At 52.5% G+C, this 15,401-nt stretch carries 10 protein-coding genes; 1 reads left to right on the forward strand and 9 read right to left on the reverse strand.

Annotation, left to right across the window (positions count from 1 at the left end):
- Positions 1 to 33 precede the first annotated feature (33 nt).
- Complete coding sequence (gene abc-f, locus INF30_RS02485) at positions 34 to 1,953, forward strand: ribosomal protection-like ABC-F family protein (protein WP_226394125.1); 1,920 nt, start codon at positions 34 to 36, stop codon at positions 1,951 to 1,953.
- Positions 1,954 to 1,989: 36 nt separating this feature from the next.
- Here the strand turns inward: abc-f and INF30_RS02490 are convergent, their stop codons facing one another.
- From INF30_RS02490 to smc, 9 genes are all read right to left on the reverse strand, one after another.
- Positions 1,990 to 2,901, reverse strand: coding sequence for a magnesium transporter CorA family protein (locus tag INF30_RS02490; RefSeq protein WP_226394126.1), 912 nt, complete (start codon positions 2,899 to 2,901; stop codon positions 1,990 to 1,992).
- Between the two features lie 24 nt (positions 2,902 to 2,925).
- A complete protein-coding gene (gene ppk1 / locus INF30_RS02495) occupies positions 2,926 to 4,998 on the reverse strand; it encodes a polyphosphate kinase 1 (protein WP_226394127.1) in 2,073 nt (690 codons plus the stop codon).
- A gap of 14 nt (positions 4,999 to 5,012) precedes the next feature.
- On the reverse strand, positions 5,013 to 5,903 hold the full coding sequence (locus tag INF30_RS02500) for a substrate-binding domain-containing protein (protein WP_226394128.1): 891 nt from the start codon (positions 5,901 to 5,903) through the stop codon (positions 5,013 to 5,015).
- A gap of 205 nt (positions 5,904 to 6,108) precedes the next feature.
- A complete protein-coding gene (locus INF30_RS02505; RefSeq protein ID WP_226394129.1) occupies positions 6,109 to 7,308 on the reverse strand; it encodes an NADP-dependent isocitrate dehydrogenase in 1,200 nt (399 codons plus the stop codon).
- Positions 7,309 to 7,368: 60 nt separating this feature from the next.
- Positions 7,369 to 8,037, reverse strand: coding sequence for a GntR family transcriptional regulator (locus INF30_RS02510; RefSeq protein ID WP_226394130.1), 669 nt, complete (start codon positions 8,035 to 8,037; stop codon positions 7,369 to 7,371).
- Positions 8,038 to 8,042: 5 nt separating this feature from the next.
- Positions 8,043 to 9,446, reverse strand: a complete 1,404-nt coding sequence (locus INF30_RS02515; protein WP_076777304.1) for a beta/alpha barrel domain-containing protein — start codon at positions 9,444 to 9,446, stop codon at positions 8,043 to 8,045.
- A gap of 165 nt (positions 9,447 to 9,611) precedes the next feature.
- Positions 9,612 to 10,832, reverse strand: a complete 1,221-nt coding sequence (gene ilvA / locus INF30_RS02520) for a threonine ammonia-lyase (protein WP_076777303.1) — start codon at positions 10,830 to 10,832, stop codon at positions 9,612 to 9,614.
- A 30-nt stretch (positions 10,833 to 10,862) separates the two neighbouring features.
- Positions 10,863 to 11,804 carry a signal recognition particle-docking protein FtsY gene (ftsY, locus tag INF30_RS02525; protein ID WP_076777302.1) on the reverse strand — a complete coding sequence of 314 codons (942 nt, stop codon included), beginning with the start codon at positions 11,802 to 11,804 and terminating at the stop codon, positions 10,863 to 10,865.
- A gap of 15 nt (positions 11,805 to 11,819) precedes the next feature.
- Entirely contained in the window at positions 11,820 to 15,401 is a 3,582-nt protein-coding gene (gene smc, locus INF30_RS02530; protein WP_226394131.1) for a chromosome segregation protein SMC, read from the reverse strand.

Here is a 15,401-nt window from a genome sequence, read left to right on the forward strand (position 1 = left end):
TAAAATACGCGGCTTTTACACAGGAGGTACACCATGATACTGGCATGTCACAATATAGAAAAATCATTTGGGGAAGAAGTCATTGTAAAGGACGGCTCCTTCCATATCGAGGATCACGAAAAGGCGGCTCTCGTTGGCATCAACGGGGCCGGAAAATCCACTATCCTGAAAATGATCGTGGGGGAACTGCCCCTGGACGGTGGAACGGTCACCCTGGCCAAGGGTAGTACCCTGGGCTATCTGGCCCAGCACCAGGATCTGACAGGGGGGAACACCATCTACGAGGAGGTAAAGACTGCCAAAGCCCAGATCATTGCCATTGAAAAAGAAATACGGCAGATTGAGGCGGATCTTCCCTCCCTGCAGGGCGATGCCCTCACAGAGAGACTGAACACATATCACCGCCTCACGGAGCAATTTGAACGGGAAAACGGGTACGCCTACGAGAGTGAGATCACCGGCGTCCTCAAGGGTCTGGGCTTTGGCGAGGAGGATTTTTCCAAGGATGTAGACACACTCTCCGGCGGCCAGAAGACCCGGGTCTCCCTGGGAAAACTTCTTCTCACCAGACCGGATGTGCTGCTCCTGGACGAGCCCACCAACCACCTGGACTTAAATTCCATCTCCTGGCTGGAGACCTATCTTCTGAATTACCCCGGGGCCGTGCTCATCGTATCCCACGACCGTTATTTTCTGAACCGGGTGGTAACAAAGGTGGTGGAGGTCGAGCAGGGACAGCTCTCCACCTACCTGGGGAATTATACTGCCTATGCAGAAAAGAAAAAGCAGATCCGGGATGCCCGGCTTAAGGAATACATGAACCAGCAGCAGGAAATTCGGCACCAGGAGGCTGTTATCGAGAAGCTCCGCTCTTTTAATCGCGAAAAGTCCATCAAGCGCGCAGAGAGCCGTGAAAAAATGCTGGACAAGATGGAGCGCATAGAGAAGCCGGCTGAACTGAAAACAGACATCCATCTGACACTGGAGCCCTCCTGTGTCAGCGGAAACGATGTCCTTTCTGTAGAGCATCTGAGCAAATCCTTTCCGGACCAGACTCTCTTTACAGATATCAGTTTTGACGTTCGCAGAGGTGAGCACGTGGCCGTTATCGGGGACAACGGAACCGGAAAGACCACGCTTCTTAAAATCCTGAACGATGTGCTCCCCGCAGACAGCGGCAACTTTACTCTGGGCGCCAATGTCCATGTGGGCTACTACGATCAGGAGCACCATGTCCTTCACATGGACAAGACTGTGTTCGAGGAGATCTCCGACGATTACCCGGACCTGACGGGCACCCAGATCCGCAATATGCTGGCCGCCTTCCTCTTTACAGGGGACGATGTGTTCAAGCGGATCGGTGACTTAAGCGGCGGTGAGAGGGGCCGTGTGTCCCTGGCAAAGCTGATGCTCTCAGAGGCCAATTTCCTGATCCTGGACGAGCCCACCAACCATCTGGACATCGCCTCAAAGGAGATACTGGAAAACGCGCTCAACAATTATACCGGCACCGTCCTCTATGTGTCCCATGACCGGTACTTCATCAACCAGACTGCCACCCGCATCCTGGAGCTTGTAAACCGCAAATTTGTCAACTATATCGGCAATTACGACTACTATCTGGAAAAAAAGGAGGAGCTGACCGCCGCCTATGCCTCCCCCGCCACGGCGAAAGCAGGGAAAGCCGCCTCCGCTGAGCCTGTATCCGAGGCCAAGCAAAGCTGGCAGGAACAGAAAGAGGCACAGGCCAGGGAACGCAAAAGGCAGAATGATCTGAAAAAGACCGAGGAGCGGATCACCTGCCTGGAAGAGCGTGACGCACAGATCGACGAGCTCATGGCTACGGAGGAAGTCTACACCAACTCTGTAAAATGCCAGGAGCTGGCACAGGAAAAGGCTGACATAGCCGCCCAGCTGGAAGAGCTGTATGAAAAATGGGAGGAACTTGCGTAAGGCAGGCTCCTCCCATTTTTTTGCGAACGTGCATGTTTACAATATTTTCTTTCTCTTGAAGATCAGGATGCAGACGATAATGACGATAAGACTCAGCACGATGACACCAGGATATCCATTTTTCAGCTCCGGCATGTTCTGAAAGTTCATGCCGTACCAGCCGGTGATCAGCGTCAGGGGAAAGAAAATGGTGGATAGCACAGTCAGGAACTGCATATTGCTGTTCTGCCTTGCGTCCACCTGGGATTGATATACATCCCTCACCTGCTGTGCGTATTCCAGAAGGTGGGAGGTGCGGCTCATAAGGCGGTCCGCCCGGTCTGACAGTGTTCCAAAGTATTTGAGCTGCTTTTTGGCAAAAAAGCCATTTTCATTTTCCTCCAGCTCACGCCCCATATCCATCATCTCATCGTAGTAGCTGCGCAGGTTCAGAAGTTTTCGCCTGATGGGCATCAGCTCCTGCTGGAACCGCTCGATCTTCCCCTGCATGGCGTCCTCCTCCATCCCCATCAGGGTCTTCTCGTACTGCATGAGAAGTTCCTGGTCCCTGCTCATAAACTCTGCAATATAATTGTAGATAAATCTCTCTTTCGTCTCACCCTGATGAGTCTTTTTTCTCTTGATCCTGCGGATCAGGCGCATGGAAAAGTCCTCGTCATCCACAAGAACTACGTGATCCTGATTGATGAAAAAATAGATCCGGTAACGGCTTCCAAGCACGTCCAGCAGCTTGGGAATACACAGGGTTCCCACCAGGCACTCCTGCTGTGTCTCCAGCTTACAGAAGCCGATCTGCCCCAGCTGGATGTCATTTTCGTACTGGATCCCGGCCAGGTCCAGTACTTTTCTGGCGTTCCGGGAGTCTGTCAGGAAGACGGCCGGGCACCCCTCCGCCTCCCACTCCCCCTGGTCAAGCTCCTCCAGCCGCTCGCCAAGTCTCCATATCATGTCTCTCAACACCTTTTCTCTATGTTACACTTTTCCCGCCTTCTCATAGGCCTCCTGGTAAAAATACTCCTGGGAATTCAAAAGCTCTTCGCCTGACTGCGGAACCACATGCCTGTAATCTCCGTCACTGCAGGCTTCTCTGGCCTTCTGGTTGTCATGCAGCATAGTGTCAAAGATCATCTGCAGCCGCTCTTTCAAATTCTCCTGCAGAACAGGAGCTGCCACTTCCACTCTGCGGACTGTGTTTCTTGTCATAAAGTCAGCGGAGGCAATGTAGTACTTTGCCCTCTCGCCCCGGCCAAAGATGTAGATCCTGGAATGCTCCAGAAATCTTCCCACAATGCTGATGATCCGGATATTCTCTGTACTTTCCTCCACGCCCGGTATAAGGCAGGCAATGCCGCGGATGATCATGTCGATCTTCACGCCCGCGCAGGAGGCCTCGATGAGTTTGTCGATAATCTTTTTATCTGTCAGCGAGTTCAGCTTCAGTCCGATGTAAGCCTCCTCCCCGCTCTGCGCGAGCCTGATTTCCTCGTCGATCATATCCAGCACTCTGTTCTGCAGACACTTGGGCGCCACCAGGAGCTTGTCCGATTTTTCCACGACTTCGCCCTTGGAGAGAGCCTGGAACACAGCCGACGCCTCCAGTCCAATGTCCACATTCGCTGTCATAAGAGACAGGTCTGTGTAGAGACGGGAGGTTTTCTCGTTGTAGTTTCCGGTTCCGATCTGGGTAATGTATTCCACCTGTCCCTCTGTTTTTCTTGTGATGAGACAGAGTTTAGAGTGTACCTTGTAGCCCTCCAGGCCGTAAATGACCTGACATCCGGCCTCCTCCAGGCGTCTGGACCACTCGATATTGTTTTCCTCATCAAACCGTGCACGCAGCTCCACAAGGACAACCACTTCTTTTCCGTTCTCTGCCGCCTCGATCAGGGCCTCCACTACCTTGCTCTGCTTTGCCAGGCGGTAGAGCGTCATCTTGATGGAGATGACATTCTCATCCTCCGCAGCCTCATTCAGCAGCCGCAGGAAAGGCCGGATCGATTCGTAGGGATAGGAAAGCATCTTGTCCTCTTCTTTGATCTGCTCTATAAGGCTTCTTCCCTCCTGGAAAGAGGGGGATTTCTGAGGCACCCTCTTCTCATAGAAGAGTTCCGGGTTCTTCCGCAGGATGTCCTGGATCTGGAAAAGGAAAGACAGATCCAGGGGAGCCTGGCTCCGGAATACATGGGTGGAGTCCAGATCCAGATATTTGCAGAGAGTCTCCACCACGTCGCCGTCCATCTCCCTAGAGAGCTCCAGACGGACAGGGGAGAGTTTCTTTCTGCGCTTGATCAGGTCCGCCATGAACTCGCGGTAATCCAGGTCCTCATCATAGAGAGCGTCCGCGTCTATATCTGCGTTTCTTGTCACCCGGATCAGAGATTTCGCCTTGATCTGATATCCGCTGAACACCCGGGGAATGTAGTGCAAGATCAGCTCCTCTGCAAGCATGTAGCATCCCTCCTGCCCCCTCACAGGGATCAGTCTCTCCACCATGGTGTTGGTACACGGAATGATACCCAGCCTCTGTTTTTTGTTTTTAGTCTCCAGCACGGCCACTGCATAAATTTCCTTGTTGCGCAGAAACGGAAATGGCTGCCTTTTTCCCACAACAGTGGGGGAGATAAGGGGAGCGATCTCCATCTGGAAAAATTTCAGCAGGCCGTCTTTTTCTTCATCCCTAAGCTTGCTAAAGTCTGTCAGCCGCACGCCGTAGGACTCCAGATTTTCCATCAGGGCGTGATAAGTCCTGTCTCTTCTCCCGCTCAGTTCCCGCACTTTTTTCAATATGTTGTCGATTTGCTCGTCTAAGGTCATATGGGTCTTATTGTCCCGGATCTTTTTGCCCAGCAGCATCTGATCCTGCAGGGAGCCCACCCGGACCATGAAGAATTCGTCCAGATTGCTCTGGTAAATGGATGCAAAGCTGAGCCGCTCACAGAGAGGCACCCTCTCGTCTTCCGCCTCCTCAAGCACACGCTCGTTGAATTTCAGCCAGGACAGTTCCCTGTTCATAAATACCTGTTTCTTTGCCTTCTCTTTTTCCATTGTCTCCTCCTATATTATTCTTCTTTTGTATCTGCCCAATTGGCAGTGTCTCCGCTGTATATAGCCGCCAGCATGTCCGCTGTAAGGTCCTCAAGTGGATTGTCCGCCTGCACAATGACACGGATCCCGTCCTTTGCCACAGGAACCGCCTGGAGCACATCCTGTTCATACTGGTAAAGATCTCTGGAAACCATAGCCATGTCGCAGACGCCTGTCAGCACGTCGGTAATGCCCTGGGAGGAGTCTGACGCCTCCACCTCAATGACAGCGTTAGGATTCGCCTCCTGATATGCTTCCGCCAGCGCCTCTATAGCCGGAGCCAGGCTGGTAGAGCCGTGTATCCGCAAAGTGCCGGACGGCTGTGCTGACAGAAACACATCCTTCGTCTCTTCTGCCGGCACAAAGAAATCTCCCACGATCTCCTGGCCTTTTCCAGTCACATACGTCAGAAAATCCTCTTTCAGCTCATTTCCATCCTCTGCAGCGGCAAGGTAGAGCGTGCGGCTCAGAGGATACTGACTGCTCTCGATGGTCGTCTCTTCTGCTGGCACTCCGTCCACAGCCAGCTCCTTTACGCTGTCACTTTCCGAAATGTCTGTCCCCCAGCTCACATAACCGACAGAGCTTTTATCCTCTCCTACAGCCTGGATCACTTCTTCGCCGGAAGTCACCGTCTGTGCTGTCTCTGTGATGTGATCCTTGTCATCCACGCCTTCTTCATCCAGCCCCAGAGCCTGGGCAAAACTGCTGCGGGTACCGGACCCGCTCTCTCTTGTGACTACTGTAATCTGGCCAAGGTCAGCCAGTTCCTTATCCTGCTCCGGGCTTGCCGGCTCACTGTTGCCGCAGGCGCCAAGAAAACATGCTGCCCCGACTGCCACTGCGAGGCATCTCCAATTTTTCATTCTCATACCTTCTCTGTCCTTTTTTATAATACATATTCTTCCCTATTATAAATGTTTTTCGTGTATTTGTAATCCGGATTTATGTTAAATGTATGTAAAATTGACGCCGGCAGGTTCAATTCTTTCCGATGGCATACACAATTACACACCAGTTATAATAATTTCGGACGTAATACTTTTAAAAAGTATTACGTCCGAAATTAAATTACGCCAGCTTTTCTGCAATTGCCAGAATAAATTCTTCACTGTTCAGCACAGTGGGATTTTCCAAAGTGGTGATCAGCGCCAGATCTTTTGTCATCTTGCCTTCCTCAATGGTGTCGATAGTAGCCTTCTCCAATTTGTCGGCGAATGCCATAAGTTCCTGGTTGCCGTCCAGCTCGCCGCGCTTTCTCAGTGCACCTGTCCACGCGAAGATGGTGGCCACGGAGTTGGTGGATGTCTCCTCTCCCTTCAGGTGCTTGTAGTAGTGGCGCTGCACGGTTCCGTGAGCCGCCTCGTACTCGTAATACCCTTCCGGGGATACGAGAACAGAAGTCATCATAGCCAGGGAACCGAAGGCGGAAGACACCATATCGCTCATAACATCCCCGTCATAGTTCTTGCAGGCCCAGATGTAGCCGCCCTCAGACTTCATAACACGGGCCACAGCATCGTCGATAAGGGTGTAGAAATATACGATGCCCGCTTTCTCAAACTTCTCGGCATACTCGTTGTCGTAGATCTCCTGAAAAATATCCTTGAAAGTGTGGTCGTACTTTTTGGAAATAGTATCCTTTGTGGCAAACCACAGATCCTGCTTTGTATCCAGCGCATAGTTAAAGCAGCTTCTGGCAAAGCTCGCGATAGAGTCATTGACATTGTGCATACCCTGCACAATGCCTGCGCCTGTAAAGTTGTGCACAAGTTCTCGCTCCTCGTGGCCGTCCTCTGCTGTATAGACAAGTTCTACCTTCCCGGCTCCCGGTATCTTCATCTCGGTTCCCTTGTACACATCCCCGTAGGCATGCCTTGCAATGGTGATAGGCTTCTTCCAGTTCTTCACGCAGGGCTCGATCCCCTTTACAACGATGGGAGCGCGGAACACGGTCCCATCCAGGATGGCGCGGATCGTCCCGTTGGGGCTCTTCCACATTTCCTTCAGGTCGTACTCTGTCATGCGGGCCGCGTTGGGCGTGATCGTGGCGCATTTTACCGCCACTTTATATTTCTTTGTAGCATTTGCAGAGTCAATCGTCACCTGGTCATTGGTCTCATTGCGGTGCTCCAGGCCCAGGTCGTAGTACTCTGTATTCAGCTCGATAAATGGCTTCAGAAGGTGTTCTTTTATCATCTTCCAGAGGATCCTGGTCATCTCATCTCCGTCCATCTCTACGATTGGGGTAGTCATCTTGATCTTTTCCATGTTCGCATTCTCCTTTTCTTTTTCGTTTATTTCGTCATTAAAAATAATTGACTGGCTCATCTACTCTTCTATATGAAGATTTTCCATGACTTTCATAATATGCGCATTGGCCAGGCGCTCTGCCAGCTCCTCATCCCTTGCCTTGATGGCTTCCAGAATAGCCCGATGCTCTTCTATGGATTTCTCCGCCCGGCTCTTCTCCTCCACAGACATGGTCCGCGCCATTTTCACATATTTGTGAAAATCCGACAGTACATGTTCCAGTATACGACTATTGGAGGCGTGATACAAGACTTTGTGGAATTTTCCATCCAGCTCAGATACCTGCTGGGCTTTCTCCCCGTCTTTCCCCGCTGTACTTTTCTTCTTCAGATGGAACTCGGAGAGAAGGATCACCTCCTCCAACTCCTCGATCTGCTCCTCTGTGATATACCTGGTCGCCCACCGGGCGCAGAGCCCCTCCAGCATAGACCGGATCATATAGATATCGTGCACGTCCTTCAGGGAAATGCCGGTCACATAGGCTCCTTTATTGGGAATGATGGACACAAGGCCTTCCAGCTCCAGCTGGCGCAGCGCCTCCCGCACCGGAGTCCGGCTGACCCCCATCTCCTCCCCTATGCTTATCTCTTTGAGTTCCTCATTTTCCTTGTACACACCGGATAGAATGTCCTCCCGCAGCCTGCGGAACACTTTTCCCCGAAGGGACTGGTCCTGGTACTCTTCCATTTGTTTTACTCCTCCTGCGCCGTCAGTCTGACGCCTGTCTTTTTACATGCCTCATCAATGACTGCCAGAAGTTCCTCGTCTGTCAGCACAGTGACGCGGCCGCTCTCATATTCCTGATCCACCCACTCTTTCACCATGGCTACAAGTTCGGTATTCTTATCTACCTGCCTTCCTTCGGGCAGATGGAAATAGGTGTTGATCCAGTGGGCGATGCCCGCCAGCCCGGATGTGTTTGACACGGCTACAAGCGGCGGTCTGTTCAGGAATTTATCTGTGTCAAATATATTGTAGATCTCCTCGTTTTTCAGCAGTCCATCGGCGTGGATCCCGGCCCTTGTGACATTGAAATTCTTGCCCACAAAAGGTGTCCGCGAGGGAATGTGGTAGCCGATCTCCTTCTCATAGTACTCTGCCAGCTCGGTGATGACGGTGGTGTCCATGCCGTCCAGTGTCCCTCTCAGCTGGGCATACTCAAAGACCATGGCCTCCAGGGGCGTGTTCCCTGTCCGCTCCCCAATGCCGAAGATGGAACAGTTTACGCCGCAGGCCCCGTAGAGCCAGGCTGTGGAAGAATTGCTGACTGCCTTGTAAAAATCATTGTGTCCGTGGAACTCAATCAGCTCGCTTGGCACACCTGCATGGACGCGGAGGCCGTATATGATACCCGGGATGGACCTGGGGATCACCGCGCCGGGGTAGTTGACACCGTAGCCCATCGTATCACAGACACGGATCTTCACCGGGATCTGGTACTCTTTCATCAGGTTCATAAGCTCCAGGCAGAACGGAATGACAAAACCATAAATATCCGACCTGGTAATATCTTCCAGATGACACCTGGGACTGACACCGGTCTCAAGGCATTCCCTGATAACAGAAAGATAATGCTCCATAGCCTGTTTTCTTGTCATCTTCAGCTTGTAAAAAATGTGGTAGTCCGAGCAGCTGACAAGTATGCCTGTCTCTTTCATGCCGATCTCTTTTACAAGTTCAAAATCCTTTTTGCTGGCCCGGATCCAGCTGGTGATCTCCGGGAACTGATATCCCTTCTCCATGCACTGGTATACAGCGTCCCTGTCTTTCTTGCTGTACAGGAAAAATTCACACTGCCGGATCTTTCCGTTGGGTCCGCCCAGTCTGTGGAAATAATCGTAAATATCTACAATCTGCTTTGTGCTGTAAGGCGCCCGGGACTGCTGTCCATCCCGGAATGTCGTGTCTGTGATCCATATCTCATCCGGCATGCTGTGGGGTACGATCCTGTCGTTGAAGGCGATCTTCGGCACCTCGTCATAGTGAAAAAGATTTCTGAATACATTGGGTTCTTTCACATCCACCAGTGGGTACATATGCTCCTCAAGCTGAAGCAGATTTGTGTGTTCGTCAAGGTAAACTTTCCTGTCCTGCATGTGTCATATCTCCTTTTCTTTTCTCGTATAATTGTATACAATTATACAAACCATGTCAATAAAAAATCCACCTGAAATTTTCCGTATAAAAAAGGCCGTCCCGGCAGGACGGCCTCTGTAATACGCAAAATTCTGAAAATCCGCAGATCTGATTCACTTGTGTTCTTAGTACAGCTTTGCCCCAATCTCCCTGGGCTCATATCCCACGTCTCTGAGAGCCTGCATGATCTGATTCTTGTGCTCTGTGCCAAAGGCCTCCAGCGTAATACGAAGCTCCACGGCTGCATTTCGATTGGTACTGACAAACTGGTTGTGCTCCAGACGGATCACATTGCCCTGAGCATTCGCGACAGCAGAGGCCACCCGCACAAGCTCGCCCGGCTTGTCAGGCATGAGAACGGAGATGGAGAAGATCCTGTCTCTCTGGATCAGTCCGTGCTGGACAATGGAGGACATAGTGATCACATCCATGTTGCCGCCGCTTAAGATGCAGACTACTTTTTTCTTTTTTACATCCAGCTGTTTGAGGGCTGCTACCGTAAGGAGACCGGAATTCTCCACGACCATCTTGTGGTTCTCCACCATATCCAGGAAAGCTCCGACCAGATCGTCGTCCTCCACTGTGATAATGTCATCCACATTTTCCTTCACATAGGGGAACACCTTGTCGCCCACCCGCTTCACAGCCGTGCCGTCCGCAATGGTGTTGGCGCTTGGCAGTGTGACAGGCTCTCCTGCCTCGAGAGCAGCCTTCATGCTGGCCGCAGCAGCAGGCTCCACACCGATCACCTTGATCTTGGGATTGAGCATCTTAGCCAGTGTGGCTACGCCTGTGATCAGGCCGCCTCCGCCGATGGGTGCCAGGATATAGTCCACGGTAGGAAGCTCCTGCACGATCTCCATAGCGATAGTTCCCTGTCCTGTCGCCACATCCAGATCATCGAAAGGATGCACAAACGTCATCCCCTGCTCCTCTGCCAGCTTCAGCGCGTAGGCACAGGCGTCATCGTACACATCCCCGTGGAGAATCACGTTCGCTCCATAGCTCTTTGTGCGGTTCACTTTGATAAGAGGGGTGACTGTGGGCATGACGATCGTAGCCTTGCAGCCGAACTTCTGGGCCGCAAAAGCAACGCCCTGGGCATGGTTGCCGGCAGAAGCCGTGATGAGCCCCTTCTCCCGCTCTTCTTCTGTCATGGTACTGATCTTATAGTAGGCACCTCTTACCTTGTACGCCCCTGTATACTGCATGTTCTCCGGCTTCAGATATACCTTGCCGCCTGTCTGGGAACTGAAGTACTCGCTGTATACAAGATCTGTGGGGAGGGTCACCTTCTTTACAAGTTCACTCGCCTGCTCAAAATTTTCCAGTGTCAATTTGTCCATCATGATCTCCTGCCTTTCTTTTTCTTCATTTTATTCTTCTTTTTCCTCCGGAACTGCAAAAAGTGCATCTACAAATGTGTCCGCATCAAATTTTTGCAGATCCTCTATGGTCTCTCCGACGCCAATGTACTTCACCGGAATACCAAGCTCCGCCTGGATGGCTACGGCAATGCCGCCCTTGGCCGTCCCGTCCATCTTCGTCAGGATAATGCCCGTAATATCAGCCACATCTTTGAAATCCTTGGCCTGCTGGAGCGCATTCTGGCCGGTGGTGGCATCAAGGACCACCAGAGTCTCCCGGAAAGCCTCCGGGTACTCCCGGTCAATGATCCGGTTCATCTTCCGCAGCTCCTCCATCAGGTTCTTTTTATTGTGAAGTCTGCCGGCTGTGTCACACAGCAGCACATCTGCATGGCGGGCCTTCGCAGCCTGCACTGCATCGTACACCACGGCAGCCGGGTCGGACCCTTCCTGCCCGCCGATGAGCTCTGCCTGAGCCCTGTTTGCCCACTCCTTCAGCTGCTCTCCCGCCGCAGCCCGGAAGGTATCTGCCGCAGCCAGAATTACTTTTTTGTTCTGAGCCCGCAGCTTGCCTGCCAGCTTGCCTATGGTGGTTGTCTTTCCCACGCCGTTGACGCCTACCACCATAACCACGGAGGTCCGGCCCTCGAACTCGTAGGCCGTCTCTCCCACATCCATCTGCTCCTTGATGCTGTCGATGAGGATCTGCCGGCAGTCGGAGGGCTCCTTGATATGTCGCTCCTTCACCTTTTCCCGCAGATCGTCCAGTATATCTTCTGTGGCCTGAACTCCCAGATCTCCCATGATCAGGACTTCCTCAAGCTCCTCATAGAAATCTTCATCAATGTGTGAAAATCCATGAAAAATGCTGTCCATGCCGGACACAATATTATCTCTTGTCTTTGTAAGGCCCGAGACGAGCCTTTTGAAAAATCCCTTCTCTTCTGCCATAATCCTGCTCCTTTTTTATTCTTGGTGCTGCTTCTCCATCTCGTTCAACTCATTTTCCAGAAGACTGACAGAAACCATGGTGGAGACACCCTTCTCCTGCATGGTGATACCATACAGCCTGTCCGCCGCTGTCATAGTCCCTCTTCTGTGGGTGATGACGATAAACTGCGTGTTTTTCGTCAGCTTGTGGAGGTACTGGGCAAAACGGGTTACATTGGAGTCATCCAACGCCGCCTCGATCTCATCCAGCAGACAGAAGGGGGATGGCTTCAGATTCTGGATGGCAAACAGGAGGGAAATAGCGGTCAGCGCCTTCTCTCCACCGGAGAGCTGCATCATATTCTGCAGCTTCTTTCCCGGCGGCTGGGCGATGATACGGATGCCTGCCTCCAGGATATCCTCGTCCTCCATCAGCTCCAGCGTTCCCTTTCCGCCTCCGAAGAGCTCCTTGAACACTTTATCAAACTCCCCGGCAATCCTTGCGAACTGCTCGGTGAACTGCCTGCGCATGGCCTCGTCCAGCTCCGCGATGATCTTCTCCAGGGTGGCTTCCGCCTCCACCAGATCTTCATGCTGTCCCTTCAGGAACTCATACCTCTCGGACACGTCTTTGTAGTCCTCAATAGCATTTACATTGACGGAGCCAAGCCCCTTGATATCGCTCTTGAGTGTCTGGATCTGCCGGCGCATGTAGGCCAGGTCTGTGAGATTTTTGTCCCGCAGCTCCAGAGCGTGACTGTATGTGATTTCATACTCTTCCCACATATAGTTGATCTGCTTCTCCGAGGCCTCCTCGTAGCCTTCTTTTCTGCTCTCCAGACGGAAGATCTCCTTATCCAGATCTGCCATATGCCTGGAGAGTTCCTCCCGCTTTCCAAGGAAGGACTTATGCCTCTGGCTCAGCTCTTCCCTCTGCTTCACATTTTCCTGGATCTGCTCCTCGATCTCCTGGAAGAGCTCTTTGGATTCCTCTATCGTCTGGCGAATTTTCTGGATCTGCTCCTCTTTCTCCTGGATCTCCCGGGAAGCATCCTCTTTGTTCTCACCCAGCTCCTGCTGTTCTTCCTCGAACTTGGCGATCTCCTCCTGGATACGTTCTTCATTTTCCAGGATAAAGGTGTGCTTCTGTTCCAGACCCGCAAAAGCCAGCTGTACCTCCTCGGAAGCCTTCTGGCAGCGAAGTTCCTCTTCCTTTTCCTGCTCCAGAAGTTTCTGGTCTTCCTCGGTCTTACGGGTGATCTCCTGCTCCAGGGCAGTGGAAGTATCCAGCTCCACAGTGATGGACTCCTGGTTATTGCTGATGTCCGTGATCTGCTGATCCAGCTCCTGGTTCTCCCGCTGGATAGCCTGGGATGTCTCCATGGAAACCTGTATCCGCTCCTGGCACTGATCCAGATTGATCTTCGCCGTGTTCTGGATGACATAGGCCTTCTGCAGCTTCTGCTGGATCTCATCTATAGCCTCATAGCAGGCAGCTCGCTCCCGGCGGAGACTGGCTGCCGATGCCTCCATCTCCTCCATCTCCTTTTTCAGATGGCGGACCGTCTTCTCAAATTCCTCGATCTCCCGCCTCCGGCTTAACAGGTTGCTGGAGTTTTTAAAAGCGCCTCCTGTCATGGAGCCTCCGGGGTTCAGCAGTTCGCCTTCCAGGGTAACCAGTCGCAGCGTCTGCCTGTATTTCCGTGCAATGGCAATGCCGTGGTCGATATTGTCCACAACAATGGTCCGGCCAAGCAGATTCTCTGCCAGGCCCCGGTACTGTTCTTCCACCTTGACCAGGGTGTTGGCAAGACCCACAACGCCCTTCTCCTGCAGCGCCTCCGGCCTGGACATCCCGCGGCCTCCGCCAATGCCGGTCAGGGGAAGGAAGGTGGCTCTGCCGTACCGGTTTCTCTTGAGGAAATCGATCATCCTTTTCGCCGTCTCCTCCGTGTCGGTGACGATGTTCTGGATGCTGCCTCCAAGCGCGGTCTCAATGGCTATCTCATACTCTTTGTCCACCTTGATGATATCCGCCACCACGCCCAGGATGCCCTTCTCCTTTTCCCTCTGCTCCATGACTCTTCGGATACTGCCGCCGTATCCGTCATACCGCTCTGTGATATTTTTCAGTGACTCCAGCCGGGACTCCTCCCTGTGGTAGGCTGTCTGGCCCACCCGCAGCTTCTCTGTCTGGCTGGACAGCTCTTTTTGCAGTCTCTCTATCTTCTGCTCGTACTCTTTATTTTTCTCGGTCAGGCTGCGGATCGTGTCAGAGATCTCCTCCAGGCGGGCACTGTGCTCCCTAGCGTTCTTCTGCTCTTCTTCCGCCTCACTGCGGGCCTTGATGAGCCGCTGGTTCATCTGGGACCTGCGCACCTGGATCTGCTCCATCATGGTGTCGTAGCGCTGGATCTTAGCCTGGGTGGAAGCTCTGTTGTTGAGAATTTCAATTATATCATTCTTGTTTTTCTCCACCTGGTCCGTCAGTCCCGCAATGCGGCTCTGCACCTCGATGAGCAGGTCTCTTGCCTGTTCCCTGGCAGCGGATTTCTCCCGCAGTTCTCCTGCGATTTCTTCCTTCTCCTTCTGGAACAGGAGAAGCTGATCCTTTCTCTCACGGATCTCATTCTGGATCGTCTGATAGCGCTGTCCAAAATGTTCGTCCGTCATGCGGGCACTGTTGATCTGCTCCTTCAGAAGCTCGATCTGGTTCTCCAGCTGCTGTTTCAGGAGGTTGGTCTCCGCCCGCTGGCTTTTAGCCTTCTCAATCGAGTCGTCGATCTCGTCTACCTGCGCCTCGATGGCCTCGTACTCCTCCTTCATGGCTCCATATGAAGCGTCCGCTTCCTGGAGCTCCTCACGGGAGACGGACAGCTTGTCCTCTGTCTCTGCGATCTGCTCTTTTAACCGCTCGGTCTCCAGAAGGAACATGTTGATGTCAAAGGTCTTCAGCTGTTCCTTCTTCTGCAGGTACTCTCTTGCCACCTCGGCCTGCTTCTTCAAAGGCCCGATCTGTCTCTCCAGCTCGGAGAGGATATCATTGACACGGAGAAGATTCTGCCTCTCATCCTCCAGCTTTTTGACAGACATGTTTTTTCTCCGCTTAAATTTCACGATGCCCGCCGCCTCGTCGAAGAGCTCCCTTCTGTCCTCCGGCTTGCCGCTCAGGATCTTGTCGATCTGTCCCTGTCCGATGATGGAGTAGCCCTCCTTGCCAATACCAGTGTCGTAGAACAGCTCATTGATATCCTTCAGGCGGCAGGGACTGCCGTTGAGCAGATACTCACTCTCGCCGGAACGGTACAGCTTTCTCGTGACAGTGACCTCCTCGTAATCCACAGAAAGCTGATGGTCAGAGTTGTCAAGCGTGATGGCCACAGAGGCGTAGCTCAGAGGCCTTCTGTTCTCTGTGCCAGAGAAGATGACATCCTGCATGCTGCCGCCCCGCAGCTGCTTGACGCGCTGCTCTCCTAAGACCCAGCGCACAGCGTCTGCCACATTGCTCTTGCCGCTGCCGTTTGGGCCCACGATCCCGGTGATCCCGTTATGAAAATCAAATACGATCTTGTTTGCAAAAGATTTAAAGCCCTGTATCTCTATACTTTTTAAATACAT

Origin of the sequence: Claveliimonas monacensis (genome assembly GCF_014982975.1) — a bacterium.
In the GTDB taxonomy this organism is placed as follows: domain Bacteria; phylum Bacillota; class Clostridia; order Lachnospirales; family Lachnospiraceae; genus Claveliimonas; species Claveliimonas monacensis.

What these genes read in the sequence shown, in the direction of transcription:
- abc-f (WP_226394125.1), top strand. Translation starts at nt 34, where the DNA reads ATGATACTGGCATGTCACAATATAGAAAAATCATTTGGGGAAGAAGTC.
- INF30_RS02490 (WP_226394126.1), bottom strand. Translation starts at nt 2,901, where the DNA reads ATGATATGGAGACTTGGCGAGCGGCTGGAGGAGCTTGACCAGGGGGAG.
- ppk1 (WP_226394127.1), bottom strand. Translation starts at nt 4,998, where the DNA reads ATGGAAAAAGAGAAGGCAAAGAAACAGGTATTTATGAACAGGGAACTG.
- INF30_RS02500 (WP_226394128.1), bottom strand. Translation starts at nt 5,903, where the DNA reads ATGAAAAATTGGAGATGCCTCGCAGTGGCAGTCGGGGCAGCATGTTTT.
- INF30_RS02505 (WP_226394129.1), bottom strand. Translation starts at nt 7,308, where the DNA reads ATGGAAAAGATCAAGATGACTACCCCAATCGTAGAGATGGACGGAGAT.
- INF30_RS02510 (WP_226394130.1), bottom strand. Translation starts at nt 8,037, where the DNA reads ATGGAAGAGTACCAGGACCAGTCCCTTCGGGGAAAAGTGTTCCGCAGG.
- INF30_RS02515 (WP_076777304.1), bottom strand. Translation starts at nt 9,446, where the DNA reads ATGCAGGACAGGAAAGTTTACCTTGACGAACACACAAATCTGCTTCAG.
- ilvA (WP_076777303.1), bottom strand. Translation starts at nt 10,832, where the DNA reads ATGGACAAATTGACACTGGAAAATTTTGAGCAGGCGAGTGAACTTGTA.
- ftsY (WP_076777302.1), bottom strand. Translation starts at nt 11,804, where the DNA reads ATGGCAGAAGAGAAGGGATTTTTCAAAAGGCTCGTCTCGGGCCTTACA.
- smc (WP_226394131.1), bottom strand. Translation starts at nt 15,401, where the DNA reads ATGTATTTAAAAAGTATAGAGATACAGGGCTTTAAATCTTTTGCAAAC.